Annotated in this window: 18 protein-coding genes and 1 riboswitch; of the genes, 10 read left to right on the forward strand and 8 right to left on the reverse strand. The window is 68.5% G+C overall.

Annotated features, from left to right (window positions below; all coding sequences use genetic code 11):
• Positions 1 to 147: 147 nt before the first annotated feature.
• From ACIBGM_RS14085 to ACIBGM_RS14095, 3 genes are all read right to left on the reverse strand, one after another.
• Positions 148 to 333 carry a DUF3073 domain-containing protein gene (locus ACIBGM_RS14085; RefSeq protein ID WP_360524662.1) on the reverse strand — a complete coding sequence of 62 codons (186 nt, stop codon included), beginning with the start codon at positions 331 to 333 and terminating at the stop codon, positions 148 to 150.
• 216 nt (positions 334 to 549) lie between these two features.
• The gene (locus ACIBGM_RS14090; RefSeq protein WP_396385669.1) at positions 550 to 1,356 is read right to left on the reverse strand and encodes an ABC transporter permease; all 807 of its coding nucleotides are present in this window, start codon (positions 1,354 to 1,356) and stop codon (positions 550 to 552) included.
• 29 nt (positions 1,357 to 1,385) lie between these two features.
• Positions 1,386 to 2,273, reverse strand: coding sequence for an ABC transporter ATP-binding protein (locus tag ACIBGM_RS14095; RefSeq protein ID WP_396385671.1), 888 nt, complete (start codon positions 2,271 to 2,273; stop codon positions 1,386 to 1,388).
• 143 nt (positions 2,274 to 2,416) lie between these two features.
• On the opposite strand from ACIBGM_RS14095, the gene ACIBGM_RS14100 reads away from it, so the two are divergent.
• Together ACIBGM_RS14100 and ACIBGM_RS14105 are read left to right on the forward strand one after the other, a co-directional pair.
• Positions 2,417 to 3,637, forward strand: coding sequence for a histidine kinase (locus ACIBGM_RS14100; protein WP_396385672.1), 1,221 nt, complete (start codon positions 2,417 to 2,419; stop codon positions 3,635 to 3,637).
• A complete protein-coding gene (locus tag ACIBGM_RS14105) occupies positions 3,634 to 4,290 on the forward strand; it encodes a response regulator transcription factor (protein WP_360524674.1) in 657 nt (218 codons plus the stop codon). Before ACIBGM_RS14100 ends, ACIBGM_RS14105 begins: the two co-directional genes overlap by 4 nt.
• A gap of 102 nt (positions 4,291 to 4,392) precedes the next feature.
• On the opposite strand, the gene ACIBGM_RS14110 is transcribed toward ACIBGM_RS14105, so the two are convergent.
• Positions 4,393 to 5,250, reverse strand: coding sequence for an NlpC/P60 family protein (locus ACIBGM_RS14110; protein WP_360524677.1), 858 nt, complete (start codon positions 5,248 to 5,250; stop codon positions 4,393 to 4,395).
• Positions 5,250 to 5,441: riboswitch (cyclic di-AMP (ydaO/yuaA leader) on the reverse strand. Its footprint overlaps the gene before it by 1 nt.
• A 275-nt stretch (positions 5,442 to 5,716) precedes the next feature.
• Positions 5,717 to 6,676: a pyridoxal-phosphate dependent enzyme gene (locus ACIBGM_RS14115; RefSeq protein ID WP_396385673.1), complete on the reverse strand. Its 960-nt coding sequence runs from the start codon at positions 6,674 to 6,676 to the stop codon at positions 5,717 to 5,719.
• Between the two features lie 111 nt (positions 6,677 to 6,787).
• Here ACIBGM_RS14115 and ACIBGM_RS14120 point away from each other — a divergent pair, with 111 nt between their 5' ends.
• Complete coding sequence (locus ACIBGM_RS14120; RefSeq protein ID WP_360524683.1) at positions 6,788 to 7,150, forward strand: YciI family protein; 363 nt, start codon at positions 6,788 to 6,790, stop codon at positions 7,148 to 7,150.
• Positions 7,151 to 7,241: 91 nt separating this feature from the next.
• Here ACIBGM_RS14120 and ACIBGM_RS14125 read toward each other — a convergent pair whose 3' ends face one another.
• The gene (locus ACIBGM_RS14125; RefSeq protein WP_396385674.1) at positions 7,242 to 7,835 is read right to left on the reverse strand and encodes a GNAT family N-acetyltransferase; all 594 of its coding nucleotides are present in this window, start codon (positions 7,833 to 7,835) and stop codon (positions 7,242 to 7,244) included.
• A gap of 1 nt (position 7,836) precedes the next feature.
• Positions 7,837 to 8,508 (reverse strand): TetR/AcrR family transcriptional regulator, encoded by a 672-nt coding sequence (locus ACIBGM_RS14130; protein ID WP_396385675.1) that lies wholly within the window; start codon positions 8,506 to 8,508, stop codon positions 7,837 to 7,839.
• A 90-nt stretch (positions 8,509 to 8,598) separates the two neighbouring features.
• On the opposite strand from ACIBGM_RS14130, the gene ACIBGM_RS14135 reads away from it, so the two are divergent.
• The 6 genes from ACIBGM_RS14135 to ACIBGM_RS14160 all read left to right on the forward strand — a co-directional run bounded on the left by ACIBGM_RS14135 (position 8,599) and on the right by ACIBGM_RS14160 (position 13,480).
• Positions 8,599 to 10,023 carry an MFS transporter gene (locus tag ACIBGM_RS14135; protein WP_396385676.1) on the forward strand — a complete coding sequence of 475 codons (1,425 nt, stop codon included), beginning with the start codon at positions 8,599 to 8,601 and terminating at the stop codon, positions 10,021 to 10,023.
• A gap of 115 nt (positions 10,024 to 10,138) precedes the next feature.
• On the forward strand, positions 10,139 to 10,621 hold the full coding sequence (locus tag ACIBGM_RS14140; RefSeq protein WP_396385677.1) for a hypothetical protein: 483 nt from the start codon (positions 10,139 to 10,141) through the stop codon (positions 10,619 to 10,621).
• A gap of 122 nt (positions 10,622 to 10,743) precedes the next feature.
• Positions 10,744 to 11,832, forward strand: a complete 1,089-nt coding sequence (locus ACIBGM_RS14145) for a serine hydrolase domain-containing protein (protein ID WP_396385678.1) — start codon at positions 10,744 to 10,746, stop codon at positions 11,830 to 11,832.
• Between the two features lie 276 nt (positions 11,833 to 12,108).
• Positions 12,109 to 12,564, forward strand: a complete 456-nt coding sequence (locus ACIBGM_RS14150) for a hypothetical protein (protein WP_360524704.1) — start codon at positions 12,109 to 12,111, stop codon at positions 12,562 to 12,564.
• Between the two features lie 35 nt (positions 12,565 to 12,599).
• Positions 12,600 to 12,899: a hypothetical protein gene (locus tag ACIBGM_RS14155; protein WP_396385679.1), complete on the forward strand. Its 300-nt coding sequence runs from the start codon at positions 12,600 to 12,602 to the stop codon at positions 12,897 to 12,899.
• The gene (locus ACIBGM_RS14160; protein ID WP_396385680.1) at positions 12,899 to 13,480 is read left to right on the forward strand and encodes a carboxymuconolactone decarboxylase family protein; all 582 of its coding nucleotides are present in this window, start codon (positions 12,899 to 12,901) and stop codon (positions 13,478 to 13,480) included. Before ACIBGM_RS14155 ends, ACIBGM_RS14160 begins: the two co-directional genes overlap by 1 nt.
• A gap of 209 nt (positions 13,481 to 13,689) precedes the next feature.
• On the opposite strand, the gene ACIBGM_RS14165 is transcribed toward ACIBGM_RS14160, so the two are convergent.
• The gene (locus ACIBGM_RS14165) at positions 13,690 to 14,259 is read right to left on the reverse strand and encodes a hypothetical protein (protein WP_396385681.1); all 570 of its coding nucleotides are present in this window, start codon (positions 14,257 to 14,259) and stop codon (positions 13,690 to 13,692) included.
• 381 nt (positions 14,260 to 14,640) lie between these two features.
• On the opposite strand from ACIBGM_RS14165, the gene ACIBGM_RS14170 reads away from it, so the two are divergent.
• Positions 14,641 to 17,724, forward strand: coding sequence for a choice-of-anchor D domain-containing protein (locus ACIBGM_RS14170; protein ID WP_396385682.1), 3,084 nt, complete (start codon positions 14,641 to 14,643; stop codon positions 17,722 to 17,724).
• Positions 17,725 to 17,978 lie beyond the last annotated feature (254 nt).

The raw sequence follows: 17,978 nt of genomic DNA on the forward strand, positions 1-17,978 counted from the left end.
CGGCTGACCGAGGCACCGAGGAAGTCCCGCCGGCTTTCGAGCAGGCGGGACCGCTCCGGCTACTGCTGGTGTGGTGAAGCTCGTCGGACGCGCGACTAACTGCTCAGCCACCCCTGAGGGCGCTGAGCAGGTCAGCCGAGCTGTTGCTTACCGACGGGGGTGGTAGTCGTCGGCGTCGTAGTCGTCGCCGTCGTTCTCGCCGTTGGCAGAACGGTCGCTCCCCTGGTCACCGGACAGCTCTCGCTTGAGCTGGTCCAAGTCGGTGTCCCAGGTGCGGTACTTCAGGTCGCGAGCGACCTTCGTCTGCTTGGCCTTTGCACGGCCGCGCCCCATAGCGTCGACCCCCTCGCACAAGTCAACCGGGTACGCAGCGTGGCGCCCACGGATCAGTCGTCAGTAATCGTGTTTCTAGGATACCCGGAGCACGGGATCGACACACGCACCGGCCCCCTGGCTGGACCCCGAGAGGTCCGATCACACCGTCGGCGGGGTGCGCCGGTCCCCTCGAACCGGCCCACCCCACCGCGTCGATCCCCCGCTGCTTAACAGCTACTTGACCTCGCGACGTGAGCTTGCCCACAGTCCCACGATGGTCGGCAGCACGATCCAGATCCCGATCGCGGTGAGCGTCTCGGGCAGCATCCCGTTCAGGTCGCGCTCGATGATCCGGCCGAAGGCGCCGAACACGTCCAGCCAGTTCGCGTTGTCCTTGAACAGCGCCGGCCCGGCCAGCGACCAGGCGGTCGGGGCGATGAAGTACACCAGGATGGCGACCGCGGTCTGGGCGATCACCGCGCCGAAGGCGGCGCCCATCACCACGTTGAGCGCGACGGTCAGGTAGGCCCCGGCCAGCTGCCCACCCAGGTCGGCGTACGACGTCGTGTGGTCGGTGACCGCTCCAGCGAGTGCCGTACCGGCCAGGGCGAGGGCGACGACACCGGTCATCACCACGACACTCAGCACGATCGCGGAGACGAACTTGGCCAGCTGGACCCGGACCCGGCGCGGCGACAGCGTGAACGTGGTCAGCGCGGTCCGCTGGGTCCACTCACTCGTCATCGCCATCACGCCGATGACCGGCAGGATCAGCATCACGCCGGTGGACGCGGCGCCGAGGAAGCCGTCGAACCCGGCGGGTCCCTGCGGCAGGTGGGTGAGCTGCCAGCCGATCGCGGCGACGGCGAGCAGCAGGACGGCGGCGATCAGGACCCGGCCGCTGCGGGTGTTCAGGGACTTGCGCAGTTCGATGGTGACGAGCTTGAGGAAGGACTGGCCGCGCGCGGGCGGCAGCGCGGTCGCCACCTCGGCCCGGTGCTTGGCCGGGGCCGGCGGAGCGGCTTCGGTGAGAGTGGTCATGTCTATGAGCTCCAGAAGAGTAGGCGTGGTCAGGCGGCTTCGGCGATGGGCGTGGTCAGCTGGAAGAACAGGTCCTCCAGCCCGGCGCCGTCGCTCTGGCGGAGTTCGAGCAGGATCTGGCCGGCGGCCGCCGCGGCCCGGCCGACCTGCTCTGCGGTGGCGTCGACGCGGAGCGCGCCTTCGGCGAGCGGCTCGAGGTGCAGCCCGGCGGCGGTCAGGGCCTGGTTCAGGCCGATCGGGTCGAGACCGCGAACCAGCGTGCCGCTTCCGGCCAGCAGCTCCTCCAGCGAGCCGTCGGCCACGATCCGGCCGCCGCCGATGACGACCAGCCGGTCGACGGTCGCCTGGACCTCGCCCAGCAGGTGGCTGGACAGGATCACCGTGCCGCCGCGGGAGGCGAAGTCCTGCAGCAGCCCGCGCATCCACCGGATGCCCTCCGGGTCCATGCCGTTGGCCGGCTCGTCCAGAATCAGTACGGCGGGGTCGCCGAGCAGCGCGCTCGCGATCCCGAGCCGCTGCCGCATCCCCAGCGAGTACTGCCCGACCCGACGCTTGGCGGCATGGCTGAGGCCGACGGCCTCGAGCATCTCGTCCACCCGCGACTTCGGGACACCGAGCAGGCTCGCGTTGAGCAGGAGCGTCTCCCGTCCGGTCCTGCCCGGGTGCTGCGCCGCGGCATCGAGCATGACCCCGACGACCCGGCCCGGGTTGGGCAGGTCGACGTACCGCTTGCCGGTGATGGTCGCGGTGCCGGAGGTCGGCGGGGTGAGCCCGGTGAGCATCCGCAGCGTGGTGGACTTGCCGGCCCCGTTCGGGCCGAGGAATCCGGTGATGCTGCCCGGCTGGACGGTGAAGGAGACGTCGTGGACGGCCGTGGTGCTGCCGTACCGCTTGGTCAGGTTCTCGACGGTGATCATGGCAACGAGTCAACCGTTCGGGACCCCGGTCGCACATCGGACGAGCGGCTGCGGCGACCCCCTACGAAAGTCGTCGGGGAACGACCCTGAACCCACCCGATCGGGTGAAGAGAACACCCCGACCCCGCAACTACGCTGACAGAATGCGACGACGACTGCAGCGCTGGCATGCCTGGTTGTCCCGGCATGCCCCGCGGCTGCGGGACATCCTGTTCGTCGGCTTCAGCCTGCTGACCATCGTGGCCCAGGCCGCCTCCACCGGCGCCGACGCCGGTTGGGACACCAAGTCGTGGTTCGTGCTCGGCGCCGGCGTGGTTGCCTCGGTCGCCCTGTTCTGGCGGCGGCGATTCCCGGTCACCGTGACCCTGGTCAGCATCGCGGCGATGTTGGCCGCCGCCATCTTCGTGCCGATGGGTCTCGCCCTGCTGACCCTCGCCATCCGCCGTCGCGACCTGATCCTCGCCATCGTCGGATTCGCCGCTTACGTCGCCTACGTCGTCAACACGGCGTCCGGTGACGGCGAGGTCTGGGTCGCGTTGTTCACCGCGCCGTTCCTGATCGGGTCCTGGATCGCGGTCGGCGCGTACGTCGGCGCGCGCCGGGATCTCATGGTGTCGCTGCGGGACCGCGCCGAGCGGGCCGAGGCCGAGCGTGAGCTGCGTGGCGAGCAGGCCCGGCTGGGCGAACGCGCCCGGATCGCCCAGGAGATGCACGACGTACTCGCGCACAAGGTGTCGCTGATCGCGCTGCACGCCGGCGGGCTCGAGGTGAACCCGGCGGTCGGTCCGGAGAAGGTGGAGGACTCGGCCCGGTTGATCCGCGAGACCGCGCGGCAGGCGATGGAGGATCTGCGCGAGGTCCTCGGCGTACTGCGCTCCGACCTCAGCGTCGACGGAGCCGACTTGACTCCGGTGCCGCGGGCCTCGGACCTGGATCGCCTGGTCCAGGCGTCCCGGAGCGCCGGGGTGAGTGTGACGGGCGAGTTCATGCTGCCGGACGACGTACCGACCTCGGTGGGGCGGACGGTCTACCGCGTGGTGCAGGAGTCGCTGACCAACGTACACAAGCACGCCCGGGGTGCCTCGACCGAGGTCGTCGTCCATGGCAGCAGGGGAGACGGCGTCCGGGTGAGGGTGACGAACGTGCGGCCGGTCGCTGCTGGTTCACTGCTCCCAGGCGCCGGAGCGGGGCTCGTCGGCCTGCGCGAGCGCGTGCAGCTGGTCGGCGGCCGGCTGTCGACCGGGCCGACGCAGGACGGCGGCTGGCAGGTGGACGCCTGGCTGCCCTGGCCGGACGGCCGGGACGACGTCGAGTCAGGTGTGGACCCGGGTGCGGACTCGGGTGTGGACGAAGGGGAACGATGACGCGGCTGCTGATCGTGGACGACGAGGCGCTGGTCCGGGCCGGGCTGAAGATGATCCTCGAGTCGGACGACGCCCTCGAGGTGGTCGCCGAGGCCGAGGACGGCGCCGACGCGGCGGCGATGGTGGTGAAGCACCGGCCGGACGTCGTCCTGATGGACATCCGGATGCCACGGCTGGACGGGCTGGCGGCGACCCGGGAGGTGCAGGCGCTGCCGGATCCGCCGAAGGTCGTCGTACTGACGACGTTCGACCTGGACGACTACGTGTTCCGGGCGCTGCAGGCCGGGGCGAGCGGGTTCCTGCTCAAGGACACCCCGCCGCGGGAACTGGTGCAGGCGGTGAAGGTGGTCGCGGCCGGGGACGCCATGTTGTCGCCGGCGGTGACCCGGCGGCTGATCGGGCACTTCGCGGCGGACTCGCGCTCGGACCGGCAGCGGCAGGCGCGGGAGCGGATCGCCGTGCTCACCGACCGGGAGCGCGAGGTGCTGGCCGCGGTCGGGCGCGGGCTGTCGAACGCCGACATCGGCAAGACGCTGTACATGAGCGAGGCGACGGTGAAGGCGCACGTCTCCCGGGTGCTGGTGAAGCTGGACGCCACCAACCGCGTCCAGGTCGCGATCCTCGCCCACGACGCGGGCCTGCTGGACGGGTGAAAGGGAAACCGGCCGGGGCCGTCGGAGGGGTGGGGGGACGACGGCCCGCGACCGGTTTCAGGTCAGCGATCCTGGGGGGAGGGAAACGCTGACGGGATTGGCTCAGACGCGGCCGAAGGCCACGCTCTTGGTCCAGATCTTGGCCTTCCGGACCGGGACACCCGGCTTCGAGGAGTGCCACAGCATGTTGCCGCCGGCGTAGATGCCGACGTGGTACACGCCGCCGCCACCGCTCTTGAAGAAGACGAGGTCACCCGGCTTGGCCGTGGACCGGCTGATGTGCTTGGTCGCGCTGTACTGCGCACGCGAGGTGCGGGGCAGCTTCTTGCCGGCCTTCTTGTACACGTAGCCGGTGTAGCCGGAGCAGTCGAAGCCACGCGGGGTCGTGCCGCCGTAGCGGTACGGCGTGCCCTTCAGCTTCGCCGCCTCGCGCAGCACCTTGGCGCGGAAGGTGGTGTTGCCGCTGCTCTTGCCGTACGGACCGTAGAGCAGTCCGCGCTTGGCGGTGTAGGTCAGCCGGCCCCAGGTCGCCCGGGTCGTCGTCCCGGTGGGCTTGAGACCCCAGGATGCCTGGTACTTCTTCAGGATCCGGATGGTGCTGGCGCCGTAGTACCCGTCCGGGCCGAGGTGCAGGGCCCGCTGCACGTACTTGACGGTGGGGCCCTTGTCGCGGAACCGGAGCAGCGGCCGACTCGGGATGCTCCAGTAGCCACGCGGCGTGGTGGTTGCGGTGGCGGAGGTGGTCGCCGCCGAGGCGGTGGCCGGAGGTGCGGCGAGCGTGATGGCGGCTCCACCGCCGACCGTGAGGCCCACTGTGAGGACAGCGGCTGCGGCCCGCGGAGTCGCGGGCTTGGTGGGCTTGCGGTGCTTCGCGAGGGTCCGGCCGGTGGGCCTGGTACTCAGCTCGCTGGTCTGACTGACGGCGCGCGAAAGCGACGTCCGTCGGGCAGTGACGGGCATGGTTGTCTCCCGACGCCTGCGGAGTTAGCTGTCGGGTTCGGGCTGGGATTCATCGCCCGGTCCGCTCCCGCGGACTTCACCCCAGGGTTCCGACCACTCACGGTCGAGACCCAACCTCCTGGGTCCCCCACCCCTGCCTTGGTTGTTCGAGGGGAGCAACTGTGCCTGGCAGGGCTCGGCGTTGACACAGATGCGGTTCGTGTTGTTTACCGAACCGCCGACGACTGTATAACAGAACGATCACGACGCAAACCCTCCGATCCACAGGCAGCCCTCAGGAAGGCCCTGGAAGGCTCTCTGACGGATCAGGGATCGAGGGTGAACATCAGGTGTCCTGAGCGTGTCTGAGCGGGGCTCAGCGGGCAAATGAGCGCTTTCATGTGACCTCAGTCACAGTCGCTAGTAGCTTTCTGTGACAACGGGCACAGTGCGTACTCAGGGCACCCTCAGGTGCTTGCGCATTCAGCTACTTCCCGAGCAGCTCCAGGAACCGGTCCAGGCCCACGTTCCCGCCGGACAGCACCACCCCGACGCGCTCCGGCAGCGACTGGATCCGCCCGGCCAGCAACGCCGCCAGCGCACTCGCGCCACTCGGCTCGAGCACGATCTTCAGCCGCTCGAACGCGAACGCCATCGCGGCCAGGATCTCGTCGTCCGTGACGAGCTCGAAGCTGTCCACCAGCCGCCGGTTCACCGCGAACGTCAGCTCACCCGGCGTCGAGATCGCCTGCCCGTCCGCGATCGTCCGCGGTACGTCGATCTCCACCCGCTCACCCGCTGCCAGCGACCGGGCATGGTCGTCCCCGGCGGCCGGCTCGACCCCGATCATCCGGATCCCGGGTGCCAAGGCGGTCGCTGCCGTCGCGCACCCGGCCATCAACCCACCGCCCCCGACCGGTACGAGCAGCGCGTCCAGCGGCCCGGTCTCCTCGATCAGCTCCAGCGCGACCGTCCCCTGCCCCGCCATCACGTCGTAGTGCTCGTACGGCGGAATGAGCGTGAGCCCCCGCTCGGAGGCCAGCTCCTTCGCGAGCGCGGTCCGGTCCTGCGCGTACCGGTCGTACGTGACGACCTCAGCGCCGTACCCACGGGTGGCCGCGACCTTCGTCGGCGGGGCGTCCGCCGGCATCAGGATGACCGCCTTCGTCCCTGCGATCTGCGCCGCCAGCGCGACGGCCTGGGCGTGATTCCCGGAGGAGTACGCCGCGACGCCGTACCGGAGCTGCTCCGGGGCCAGGCGGCTGACCGCGTTGTACGCGCCACGGAACTTGAAGGCGCCGATGCGCTGCAGGTTCTCCGCCTTGAGGAAGACCCGCGCGCCCACTCGCTCGTCCAGGGTCCGCGAGGTCAGGACCGGCGTACGGTGGGCGATTCCGGCGATCCGGTCGGCGGCGGACCGGATGTCTGTGAGACTCAGTTCGGCCATGCCGCCGACGCTATCCGCTCTGCTGCGCATCCGATGTCAAGATGGCGCGGCCGGCTCCGTACTGATGGGCGAGAGGCTCTCCAACCGGGGGCCGTGGATGAAGGAGACACCGTGAAGTATCTGCTGGTGCTGAACATCAACGCCGAGGTGCTGGCCGCGCTGACCGAGGAGGAGCAGGCTGCGATCGGCGCGGGGCACGAGAAGTTCATGGCGACCATCAAGGACTCGGGGGAGTTCCACAGCACAGTCGCGCTCACCGAGCCGGCCAAGTCCGCCGTGGTCAAGGTCCGCGACGGGGTTCCGGCGGTGACGGACGGGCCGTTCGTGGAGGCGAAGGAGTTCCTCGGCGGCTACTACATCGTCGACGTGGCCTCGGCGGAGCGCGCGTACGAGCTGGCCGCGATGATCCCGGACGCCTCGATCGAGGGCCTCGGTGTGGAGGTCCGTGGCGTGGTGTTCGAGTCCGGTCTCTGAGCACAAGGGGTCTCGCCGCGTCGTGGCGAGACCCCCTTGTTCTCTTGGGTTCTCGGTCGGTCTGGTCGTCGACGCCCTACCTCCAGCCCCGTCAGCCTGCCGGGACCTCACGCACCACGCCGGGTGGGCCGGACCAGCCGGGCCAGGGACCGGGCGCGGGTCCGTCGGCATCGGGGCGTTCCTCCTCCACCGTCTTGTAGGGCTTGAGGCCGCGGGCCTGGTAGTTGACCAGGGCGGCCGGCCCGTCGAGCGTGTTCGTGTTTACCCAGACCCGGGTGATCGGGTCGACGCCTTCGTGGCGCTCGTCGAGCGTCCAGGCCATCTGCAGCCCGACAGTCAGCAGGTGGCCGCCGATACCGCGGCCGATGAAACCCTTCAGCAGCCCGAAGTTCTCGATCTCGACCTCGCTGCCGACGCCGCGCAGGGCGACGTACCCGGCCGGGACGCCGTCGACCCACGGCACGTATGTCTCGAACCCGGGCCGGCTCAGCCAGCCGGTCCACTGGTCCCAGTTCCAGCCGAGCTTGCCGATCCAGTGCCAGTGACCGCCGACCGCGGTGTAGAGGTAGCGGGCGAACTCCGGGGAGACTTCCTCGACCCGCCGGATCTCGATCGGCTGCTCGTTGGCCGGCAAGATCTCGTCCGGGCTGTGCTGCTCCAGGTAGGTCAGGACGCTGAGTGCCAAGCTACTTCTCCTCTTTCAGTACGCCGCGGACGCCCGCGACGACCAGGTCGATGCCGAGCTCGTAGTACCGGTCCGTCGAGGTCGGGCACACCAGGGTGTCCGCGGCGGACGTGACGAGCGGGTACTTGCGCGGGGGCAGTGAGGCCAGCGACGCACGCTTGCGCCGCAACGAGTCCTCACGGGTGATCGGGTCGCTCGCCTCCCGCGCGATCGGGTCGTTGGTGACGAGCGTGATCAGCGAGCAGATCGACTGCCGCCCGACCTCGGCCGCGTCGTCGACGGAGAACCCACCCGCGGTGAGTAGCTCCATCGTCCGCTCGGCCATCACCAGCCCTGGCTCGGCCACGAGGATGCGGGTCAGGGTGAGATCCGCGAGCCGCGGGTGGCCTCGCAGCGCGGTGACGAACGCCGTCAGCACGGCATGCAGCTGCTGATCCCACGGCTCGTCCGACGGCTCCGGCAGTACGACGTCCGCCAGCAGCCGGTCGCCGAGCGCGGCGAGCAGGTCGTCCTTGTCCTTGAAGTGCCGGTACAGCGCCATCGGCGTGACCTCGTGCTGACCGGCCAGCCGACGGAGGGTGACGGCGGCCGGTCCCTCGTCGTCCGCGATCGCGAGCGCACTGTCCACGACCTTGTCCGGGTCCAGCCTGCGGGCGGGTTCTTTGCTGATCACGTTGACAAGTTTACACCGTAGACCTAGCGTGTACTGCGTACGCATACAGCGTATACATACAACGTAGACTGAACTTCGAGTGAGGTAGTCATGCGACGCAGTCCCTGGGCCACCCTGGCGGTGCTGGCCCTTGCGCAGTTCATCGTGGTGCTGGACGTGACGATCGTGAACGTCGCGCTGCCGCACATCCAGGCGGACCTGAACTTCTCCGCCGACTCCCTGCAGTGGGTGATCAACGCCTACACGCTGCTCTTCGGCGGCTTCCTGCTGCTCGGCGGCCGGATGGCCGACCTGCTCGGGCCGCGCCGGGTGTTCGTGGCCGGGCTGCTCCTGTTCGGCGTCACCTCGCTGGTCGCGGGGTTGTCGAGCTCACCCGAGTTCCTGATCGCCGCCCGCGCCGTACAGGGTCTTGGTGGGGCGCTGCTGTCACCGGCCGCGCTGGCGATTCTCACGGTGACGTTTGCGCACGGGCGCGAGCGGAACATCGCGATGGGGGTCTGGGGTGGTCTTGCGGGTCTCGGTGGCACGCTCGGCGTGGTGGCGGGCGGCGTACTGGTCGACTCGCTCAGCTGGCAGTGGATCTTCTTCGTCAACGTGCCGATCGTGGTTGCGCTGGTCGCGGTGATCCCGGTGTTCGTGCGCGACGTGCGGCACGCGGTTGGTCGCCGTACGTTCGACACCTTGGGGGCTGTGCTTGCTACGACGGGTTTGCTGGCGGTCGTGTACGGCGTGGTGCGGTCGGAGCCGTCAGGGTGGGGATCGTTCGAGGTGGTCGGCGTACTGACTGCTGGAGTGGTGTTGCTGCTGGCGTTCGTACTGGTGGAAAGGCGGTCTGCTGCTCCGCTGGTGCCGCTGCGGTTGTTCCGGTCGCGTGCATTGAGTGTGTCGGGCGGATCGCTTGCGCTGAACGGGGCTGCGTTCCTGTCCATGTTCTTCCTGACTGCTATCTACTTGCAGCAGGTGCGTGGGGACAGTGCGCTCGAGGCGGGTGTGCACTTCCTGCCCATGGGTGGTGCGGCGATCGCCGGCGCTGTGCTGGCGTCGCAGTTGGTGCAGCGCGTTGGCACTCGTACCGTGCAGCTCACTGGCGCAGTGTTGAGTGTGACTGGGTTGCTGCTGCTGTCGCAGGCTGATGCGACTGGCAGCTACTCCTCAGAACTCCTGCCTGGCTTGGTGATTTTCGGCTTCGGCATCATCGGTGTCGGCGTACCCGGTCAGATCACCGCTGTCTCCGAGGTCCGGCCGGCCGAGGCCGGTGCGGCGTCCGGTGTGGTCAACGCGATGTACCAGGTGGGCGGCGCACTCGGTCTGGCGATCGTCACCACGTTGTCCATCACCCACACCACGCAGGAACTCACGCACGGTGCCACCCAGCAGCAAGCCCTCGTGGCTGGGTACGAACGCGGCCTGCTCGCGGCCGCGGTGTTTGCCCTGGCCAACGTCCTTCTGACACTGGCCTCGCCGCAACTGCAGCCGACTTCCGAAGAACTGACCGAGGCTGCTGCCGCGGCGTAGTCGCGCACTGGCCGTTCGTGGTCCGGGTTCCTACGGGGTTGTGGGCCTCCCTGCTGCGGCGCATGGTGGATTCACGGGGAAGTCAGCAGTACAAGGGGGAGCACGAGGGGGAGTCATGGAAGCGAACGCGATCGATCGCCGACGACTGCTGCACGGAGCCGGCGCAGCCGCCGGTGGGGCAGTGGTTGTCGGGGTGGGGGCGCTGGCAACGCAACCGGCCGCCGCGAGCAGCGGCTCCAAGCGGTTGGCAGGGAGCTGGCTGGTCGACGTGGCGTCCGGCGGTCCACAGGGAGGCAACCTGATTTCCGTCGGCAGCTTCGCCGACGGGGGCGTCGCGATCACGCACGACATCAGCCCGGCAGGCCCGCCGTTCACCGGGTCCTGGGCACAGCACGGCAGCAAGTGGCGCGCGACGCTGTGGTCCGGGTTCCCCGGCGAGGGTGGTCCGGGATCCACCGGACCCACCGCACGGCTCAAGCTGCGGGGTGAGGTGAAGGGTGACCGGATCCGCGGCACCTTCACCTTCACGCTGTTCGTCCCGGGCGAGGATCCCTCGACCGACACCGGCTCGTTCACCGGCCGCCGGATCGAAGCCTGACGACTCGTTGCCGTCGACCCCTATAGGGCTTTGGGGGAGAACGGAGGGCGTTCCCGGATCTGCCGCGGTCCCGACTTCGCCAGGCTTGCCCTGTACGCAAAACGCTGACAGGGAGGGCTGGTATGCGCCGAGGGCTGCGAGTTCTGGTGGCTGCGACGACGGTGTCGGCGGTGATGGCGGCTCCAGTGGCTGCCGTTGCCGCACCACCGGATCGCGCCGAACTGCAGAGACTGTTGGACACCGTCGTGGCTGACGGTGGAGTCGGCGCGCTGGCGGAGGTGCGCGACGGGCACCACGTGTGGCGTGGGACCAGTGGTGTCGCCGAGGTCGGTACGACGCGGAAGGTCCCGGTCCGCGGTCAGTTCCGGGCCGGCAGCATCACGAAGACGTTTGTGGCAACCGTCGTACTGCAGCTTGTGGAGGAGGACGAGCTGCGGTTGGACGACCCGGTGGAGAAGTACCTGCCCGGCGTGGTCCCGAACGGCGAGAACATCAAGCTGCGCTACCTGCTCAACCACACCAGCACGCTGTTCGACTTCAAGGACACCCTGACGATGCAGGAGATCCTGGACAGCCGGTGGCGGACCTGGACGGCCGAGGAGATGGTCGCGCGGGCGCTGGCGAAACCGCCGACGTCCAAGGAGCCGGGGAAGGTCTTCGACTACTCGAACACCAACTACACCCTGCTCGGCATGATCATCGAGAAGGTGACCGGAGCGTCGTACGCCGACGAGATCGAGCGTCGCGTGATCCTGCCGCTCGGGCTGCGCGGCACCGAACTGCCCGGGACGTCGCCGTTGATCCGGCGACCGCACCCGCACGGCTACATCCCGAGCGACCAGGGCCTCGTCGACTACACCGAGATGAACCCGTCGATCTTCGGCGCCGGCGGCGAGCTGATCTCCACCGCGGCCGACCTCAACCACTTCTTCGCCGAACTGCTGGACGGCGACCTGCTCCCGCCGAACCTGCTGGCCGAGATGAAGACCCCTGCCGTCCCCGACCGGAACTACGGCCTGGGCCTGGCCTGGCGCGACACCTCCTGCGGAACCCGCGTCTACGGCAACGACGGCGACTCACTCACTTACCAGTCCTGGTCCTTCTCCACCGAAGACACCCACCGCCAAGCCACCGTCGTAGTAACCCCCACCCACACCGGCGACCCCGACATCACCATCAAGAACTTCCTCAACACCGCCTTCTGCAACTGACCCGTGCGGCCCCACCACCGCCGGCGGGGCCTCACAGCTATCGTGCAGTCGTGCCTGCAGTGGGCTCGGCCTCACGGAGCCGCTGCCGGTGATGACCTGGCCGGAGCCATCCGACCAAGACGAGCAGGACGAGCACGCAGGCACTGGACGACTCGCGCGTTAGTCGACCGCGCGGCGCTCTCCGCGCCTTCGTGGCAGGCGGTTGAGTTGCAGCGCGCGGTATTTATCGTCCGCCTTGTGCATCTTGTCGGCATGGCAAGGGGCAGGAGGAGGACCATGGCTGAGGACATCGACGTCCGCGCGCAGTTGCGGGCGCAGATCGAAACCCGGCGGGCCGGCATCGCGGCGTTCCTGCGCGAGGTCCGGCCGCGCCGTAACCGGCTGACCAACATCAGCATCGTCAGCAGCGCCTTGGCCGCCGCCTTCGTGGCCGGCCCGGCGCTGATGGGCGTGCAGTTCACCGAGCGAGTCAAAGGAGACTTGTCCCTCGACACCTCCGCGGCCGTCTGGCAGCCGCTGTGCCTGGCGGCCTTGATCGTCTCGTTGATCTCCGTCATCTCGAGCAACCTGAGCAAGTCCCAGGACCTCGCCGCGCGCGTCACCGCCGCCGAGGTCTGCAACACCGAGCTCGAAGGCGTGCTGACCTCGCTCCAGTTCGGCCACCTCTCGGTCGAGGACGCGCTCGACCAGTACCAGGAGAGCGTCAGCAAGATCCCCTTCGTCGAGGAGTGACCGCATGTCACATTTCTCCTGATCTCATTCGTCATATGAGTGTGGAGAGAAAGCAAACAGCGCACCGAGCCCTGGTCGACCAGATCCTGAACGGCCCGGGTACGACGTCCGCCGACGAGCGCGCCCGCGCCTTCGACAACGCCGTACCCTCGCATCCGTTGATCGACAAGGTGGCCACGAGACCGACCCAGATCACCGACGAAGACTTCGCCGCAACCGGCCTCACCGACGACCAGCTCTTCGAACTGGTCATCGCGGCGGCCGTCGGTCAGTCCGCCCGCATGTACGACGCCGGCCTGGCCGCCCTCGCCGAAGCCACCGGGGAGGCCGGCTGATGCGCCCCGCCGTTCTCAACCACGGCTACCGCCGCCGTACGAAGCTCCTCTTCGCCATCATCCGCCTGTTCTCCGGCCACCCCGTGCCCGACGCCGCCAAGGTGGTCTTCTACCGCCCTGACTTCTACGGCGCCAAAGCCAAACTCTTCACCCACGAAGCCATGCGCGGCCCGTCAGCCTGGTCCGTAGCCGACCGGGAACTGATGGCCGCCTACATCTCCAACCTCAACCAATCCGCCTTCTGCACCCGCGCCCACACCGCCACCGCTTCCCAGGCCTACCAGGACTCGGGTTTGGTCCAAGCAGTCCTCACCGACCTCGACTCCGCCCCCATCACGCCTCAGCTCCGAGCCACCCTGGGCATGCTCGCCCACCTGACCCAGCACGCCACCATCACCCCCGACCACATCCGCCAAGTCCTCGCCACCGGGGCGACTCCCCAACAAATCAAGGACGCCGTAGCCGTCTGCACCGCCTTCAACATCACCACCCGCCTGTCCGACGCCTTCGCCTTCGAACTACTACCCCCAGCCTCCTTCGAAGCCGGCGCCACCTACCTCCTAAAACACGGCTACCGCTAGCGCCGTTCGCTGGCCGAAGCATCTATCTGGGTACGACACACACGCACGCCGCCGTGGTCGAACTCCTCGACCAGTTCCTCGCAGAACGCGAGACTAACGACGCCACGACGCGATAACTAGCGGCGCCCGTCAACCAGTTCGGCTCGAACGGCCCGCCGTAGCTACTGTTCGGCGGCCCGCCGTACCTACTGTCCTGCGGCCTGCCGTGCCTACTGGTTGTTGGTGTTTGAGGTGTTCTGGGCTTGGCCGTCAGCCGGAGGTGTTGACGCAGGGGACTTCCGGGAGCGGAATCTTGAGCGGAACTTCGAGTCGTACTCCAGGGCTGTGTATCCCGAGGAGTGCACGCCCAGCGCGACGATTCCCATGACCAGGAAGACGATCCCCGCGACCATCGAGATGTGCCAGAAGGCCGCCGCGACGCCCACGAACGCCGAGCCCTGGGCCAGCGACTTCGCCACCTCGACGAGCCCCGACTTGCTCACCCGGCGCCGGAACTCCTCCTGCCAGTTCAGCATCAGCAGCCCAGCAAGCAACGGCAACGACACCGCGAACGCCACCACGCACACCATCGCCGACGGATCCAGCGACTCCACGGTCAAGAACGGCTGCACCACCACCAGCCCAGCCGCGCCCAACCCGCCGTAGATCAGGTTCGACTGCCGAATCCACTCCCGCTGAGCCGCGGGCTCCTCCGCAGCCGCCCGAGCCTCCTCCCGCGCCAGCGCAGCCTCCGCCTCAAGAGCACGAGCCTCAGCCAGGAAGTCCTTCTCCTCGTCCACGCCCCACATCCTCCCGCGCCCCGACCGGAGCCGCATCCACCGACCTCTCGCCGCAACGCCCCATCATGAGTCATCCGCCCGACCCTCTCGCCGCGACGCCCCATCATGAGTCATCCGCCCGACCTCTCGCCGCGACGCCCCATCATGAGCCAGGCGCGTCGCCAAGAGCCACGAATCGCGGCCCCAGCCAGGACCCACGCTCGCCGTCCGACGCCAGCAGCCGAAGTCCACTGCCTCCACGATCGAGACACCAGACCGGCATCCGGACACAGCATCCCCTACCGAGTCAGTCATTTACCCGGTGAAGTCCGCGCGATGGTGCGATAGCCTTCTGCGCTGTTGGCCGCCGTCGAGGATCCGCCCGCGATGGGGCCGCTTCTGATGCCTGGGGGGCTCTTGAAGCGCAAGGCTGTACTCGTTGCTGTGCTGATCGTCGTGGCGACTCTCGCCACGTTCTTGCCGAAGTTCAACGGGGCGCAAGCCGCCACCAGCGTCCCCGGAGTGCCGCAGTGGGTCACGTCGTTCCCGGTCGTCGGCGCGGCCGGAGTGAAGTGGGAACCGCCGACCGAAAACCCTGACAGCCCGCCTGAGTCCTACGTGGTCATGCGGCAGCGGGAGAACGGGCACTGGGAGGACGTCTCCGGCCCCGTCGATCCGTCGACTCACCACTGGATCGACACCTCGCTGCAGCCCGGTGAGAGCCACCAGTACTACGTCCTGGCGAAGAACGAGGTCGGCACGAGCCAGGGGAGTGGCATCGCCACGGCGACCCGGCCGCTGCAGGATCCCGTGACCGGCTCCGTCAGCGCGCTCACCATGGATGTGAACCCGGGGTACAACGGGATCTCCGAGCTGACCAGCGAGGTCGCGACCACAGTCACTGTAGGCCAGCCCGAGGGGGCGACCCGGACTCTGTCCGCGGGCGACATCCAGCTCACCCTGCCGGCGCTGCTGGAACCCCGCACCTTCTATCCCAGCCTCCGGCTGCGCCAGGGCGACGTTGATTGTGGCGTGCCCGACAACGCGCAGCTCTCGATCACCCAGGTGGCGTACACCGCGGATCTGAAGATCGCCCTCATGACCGGATGGTTCTCGGTGAGGCCGTGCGGTGTCGACAGGGAAGAGGTCATCGGTGAGATCCGCATCAACAGCACTCAGCCCTACTCCGCGATCTCGGTGAGCTCCCACAGCGTCGACTTCGGCCGGGTGCTGGTCGGGACCACTGCCGAACGCCCGATCACCATCACGAACGCCGGGACGGCTGATCTGACCATCACCAGGACCGAGCTGACCGGGGGCTTCTCGGACCGATGGGGAGTCCGGAACGACTGCAGCGCGCCACTGGCCCCCGGATCCAGTTGCACGATGACGCTGACGTTCAAGGCGACCACGACGTACTCCCTCGACGCGTCGTTCCGCATCTTCGACTCCACTCGTCGGGGGTCGCGGCACATCAAGGCCGTCGCCGCCGGCGAGTCCCCGCCGGCGGCTCCGGATTCGGTCGAGGCGGTGGCGACGCTGACCGGCGTCGATCTCTCGTGGACCGGTCCGAGCCAGGACGGCGCCAGGCCGGTGCAGGGCTTCGTCGTACGTCGGATTGTCGACAATACGGCGACCGAGTACCGGCTGCCCGCCGACCAGCACCAGTGGATCGATCCCGACCGAGCACCAGGCGTCTTCTACTCGGTGTCCGCCGTCAACGAGCTCGGAGAGGGACAGCGGAGCTTCCCGATCGAGCCGGCGCCGGCCAGGGAACAGATCACGCTCTTCAGCGGGCCGACCGGCGCGGACTCGACGCTCGGCACGTTCGGTATCTGGGGGACCCAGATCGTTCCGTTCGGCCCAGGCGCTCCCTCGTCCAACCGCGCCGAGCTGGCTGTCTCACCGGACGGCCGGAGCGTGGCGTACACAACCGACGAGGGCGGCAGCAGCGTGCTCTGGGCCCGCCGAGCCGACGGGCCGGGCAGCCAGCCGGTCACCCGAGTCGTGACGGCCGCGGCCATCCACACGCCGTCCTGGTCACCGGACGGAACGCGGATCGCCTACACGACCAAGGACGGCACGGCTTCTTGTGTAGACATCGTTCCCGCCACGGGTGGCGTCTCGACCCGCGTCGGGTGCTCCCTGGACTTCCCGGTCTGGCATCCGGATGCACAGTCACTGATCGTCCGTGACTCGCGCATCAGCGGAGCGCCACTGGCTCGGCTGTCGGCCCGTGCGGACGGCACCCGGATCGCCGTCCTGTCCGGCGCGAACGGCGCCACGCACACGGCGGCATCCCCGGACGGCAGATGGCTCGCGTTCGTTCCTGCCGGTCAGTCGAACCGTGTCGGCATCGTGCCGCTGAACGGGGGCACTGTCCGACTCAGTCCGGAGCTTCCCTCGTCGTCGATCCAGCGGATCTCCTGGCGGCCGGACGCGAACGTTCTCGGCGTACTCAGCCGTGAGTCCGGTGTCGACCGCATCCATTCCCTTGCGGTGTCGGCCGGCGTCCCGGGGTCGTCGCGGGTGTTGCTGCAGTCGGCTTCCGGCCAGACGATTCACGACGTTCAATGGCAAGGGCTCGCCACCTTCATCAAGCCGACGCCCGCGGTCACGGGTCCGTCGCCGGCGATCGCGTTCGACACCAGCGGTTTGGAGAGCGGGTCGGCCATCACCTGTCAGATCGACGAAGGCACTCCGGTGACCTGCGCCTCGCCGTACCGCCCGACGGGGTTGACCACCGGACCGCACACTCTGCGCGTGATCGCCCAGGAGCCGCATGGGCAGACGTTCAACGGCCGTAAGGTCATGGCGGCGCGTGCGTTCACGGTGGACGCAATCGCGCCTGCGGTCCGCCTCGTCACCCCGACGTTCGCGGCTACCGTCGCGTCGAGCGCCACGGTGACCTACTTGGCCAACGACTCGTCGGGGGTCGCGACGTACGACGTGCGTTACCGGGCGGCATCCTCATCCGGTGCCTTCGGCAACTATGTGTACCCGAAGACCGGGACCGCATTGCGCAGCTACGTCCTCCCACTGACGGGCGGATATGAGTACTGCGTCTCCGTCCGCGCCCGCGACCGCGTCGGCAACACATCGGCCTGGACCGCCGAGAGGTGCTTCTCCAGGCCGATGGACGACCGCTCGCTCAGCGCCGGGACCGGCTGGGTCCGCGGCACCGGGGCCGGCCTCTACTACAGCACGGCAACCTCGACCACGAAGTATGGCGCATCGCTGACCAGAACCGTCAAGATGAAGCGCGCCTACCTGCTGGCCACCAAGTGCTCCACGTGCGGAGTGGTGGCGGTCTATCTCGGCACCCGGTACCTGACGACGATCAACCTGTACGCCGCCACGACGCAGCGGCAAGTTGTGATCGGTCTTCCGGTACAAACCACGGCGATCACCGGAACCCTCCGGATCTCCACCAGATCCACCGGCAAACTAGTCCAAATCGACGGCCTCTCCATCCGCCAGACCTAACGAACCCTGACCGTCGGGAGAGCCCCACTCTCCCGACGGTCCCATGAACTCAGATCAGCTGAGTGCCATCGTGACCTACCAAGCCGTCTGGTCCCCGCTACACACGATCTCAGGCATCCTGGACAGAGCCTTGACCGAGATCTTCATGCCCGACTACACGGACCGCCTAAACGCCGCACGCCACCGCCTCCGCGAAGCAATGGGCAGCGACAAAGAGCCATTCGAGACAGAACCCGAACCGTAGCCGCCGACCT

This window comes from Kribbella sp. NPDC050470 (assembly GCF_044458365.1).
In the GTDB taxonomy this organism is placed as follows: Bacteria; Actinomycetota; Actinomycetes; order Propionibacteriales; family Kribbellaceae; genus Kribbella.

Coding starts and splice junctions, on each gene's coding strand:
- ACIBGM_RS14110 (WP_360524677.1), bottom strand. CDS start 5,250: ATGCCCGTCACTGCCCGACGGACGTCGCTTTCGCGCGCCGTCAGTCAG.
- ACIBGM_RS14170 (WP_396385682.1), top strand. CDS start 14,641: ATGCCTGGGGGGCTCTTGAAGCGCAAGGCTGTACTCGTTGCTGTGCTG.
- ACIBGM_RS14150 (WP_360524704.1), top strand. CDS start 12,109: ATGGCTGAGGACATCGACGTCCGCGCGCAGTTGCGGGCGCAGATCGAA.
- ACIBGM_RS14140 (WP_396385677.1), top strand. CDS start 10,139: ATGGAAGCGAACGCGATCGATCGCCGACGACTGCTGCACGGAGCCGGC.
- ACIBGM_RS14095 (WP_396385671.1), bottom strand. CDS start 2,273: ATGATCACCGTCGAGAACCTGACCAAGCGGTACGGCAGCACCACGGCC.
- ACIBGM_RS14105 (WP_360524674.1), top strand. CDS start 3,634: ATGACGCGGCTGCTGATCGTGGACGACGAGGCGCTGGTCCGGGCCGGG.
- ACIBGM_RS14085 (WP_360524662.1), bottom strand. CDS start 333: ATGGGGCGCGGCCGTGCAAAGGCCAAGCAGACGAAGGTCGCTCGCGAC.
- ACIBGM_RS14100 (WP_396385672.1), top strand. CDS start 2,417: ATGCGACGACGACTGCAGCGCTGGCATGCCTGGTTGTCCCGGCATGCC.
- ACIBGM_RS14090 (WP_396385669.1), bottom strand. CDS start 1,356: ATGACCACTCTCACCGAAGCCGCTCCGCCGGCCCCGGCCAAGCACCGG.
- ACIBGM_RS14155 (WP_396385679.1), top strand. CDS start 12,600: ATGAGTGTGGAGAGAAAGCAAACAGCGCACCGAGCCCTGGTCGACCAG.
- ACIBGM_RS14160 (WP_396385680.1), top strand. CDS start 12,899: ATGCGCCCCGCCGTTCTCAACCACGGCTACCGCCGCCGTACGAAGCTC.
- ACIBGM_RS14115 (WP_396385673.1), bottom strand. CDS start 6,676: ATGGCCGAACTGAGTCTCACAGACATCCGGTCCGCCGCCGACCGGATC.
- ACIBGM_RS14135 (WP_396385676.1), top strand. CDS start 8,599: ATGCGACGCAGTCCCTGGGCCACCCTGGCGGTGCTGGCCCTTGCGCAG.
- ACIBGM_RS14145 (WP_396385678.1), top strand. CDS start 10,744: ATGCGCCGAGGGCTGCGAGTTCTGGTGGCTGCGACGACGGTGTCGGCG.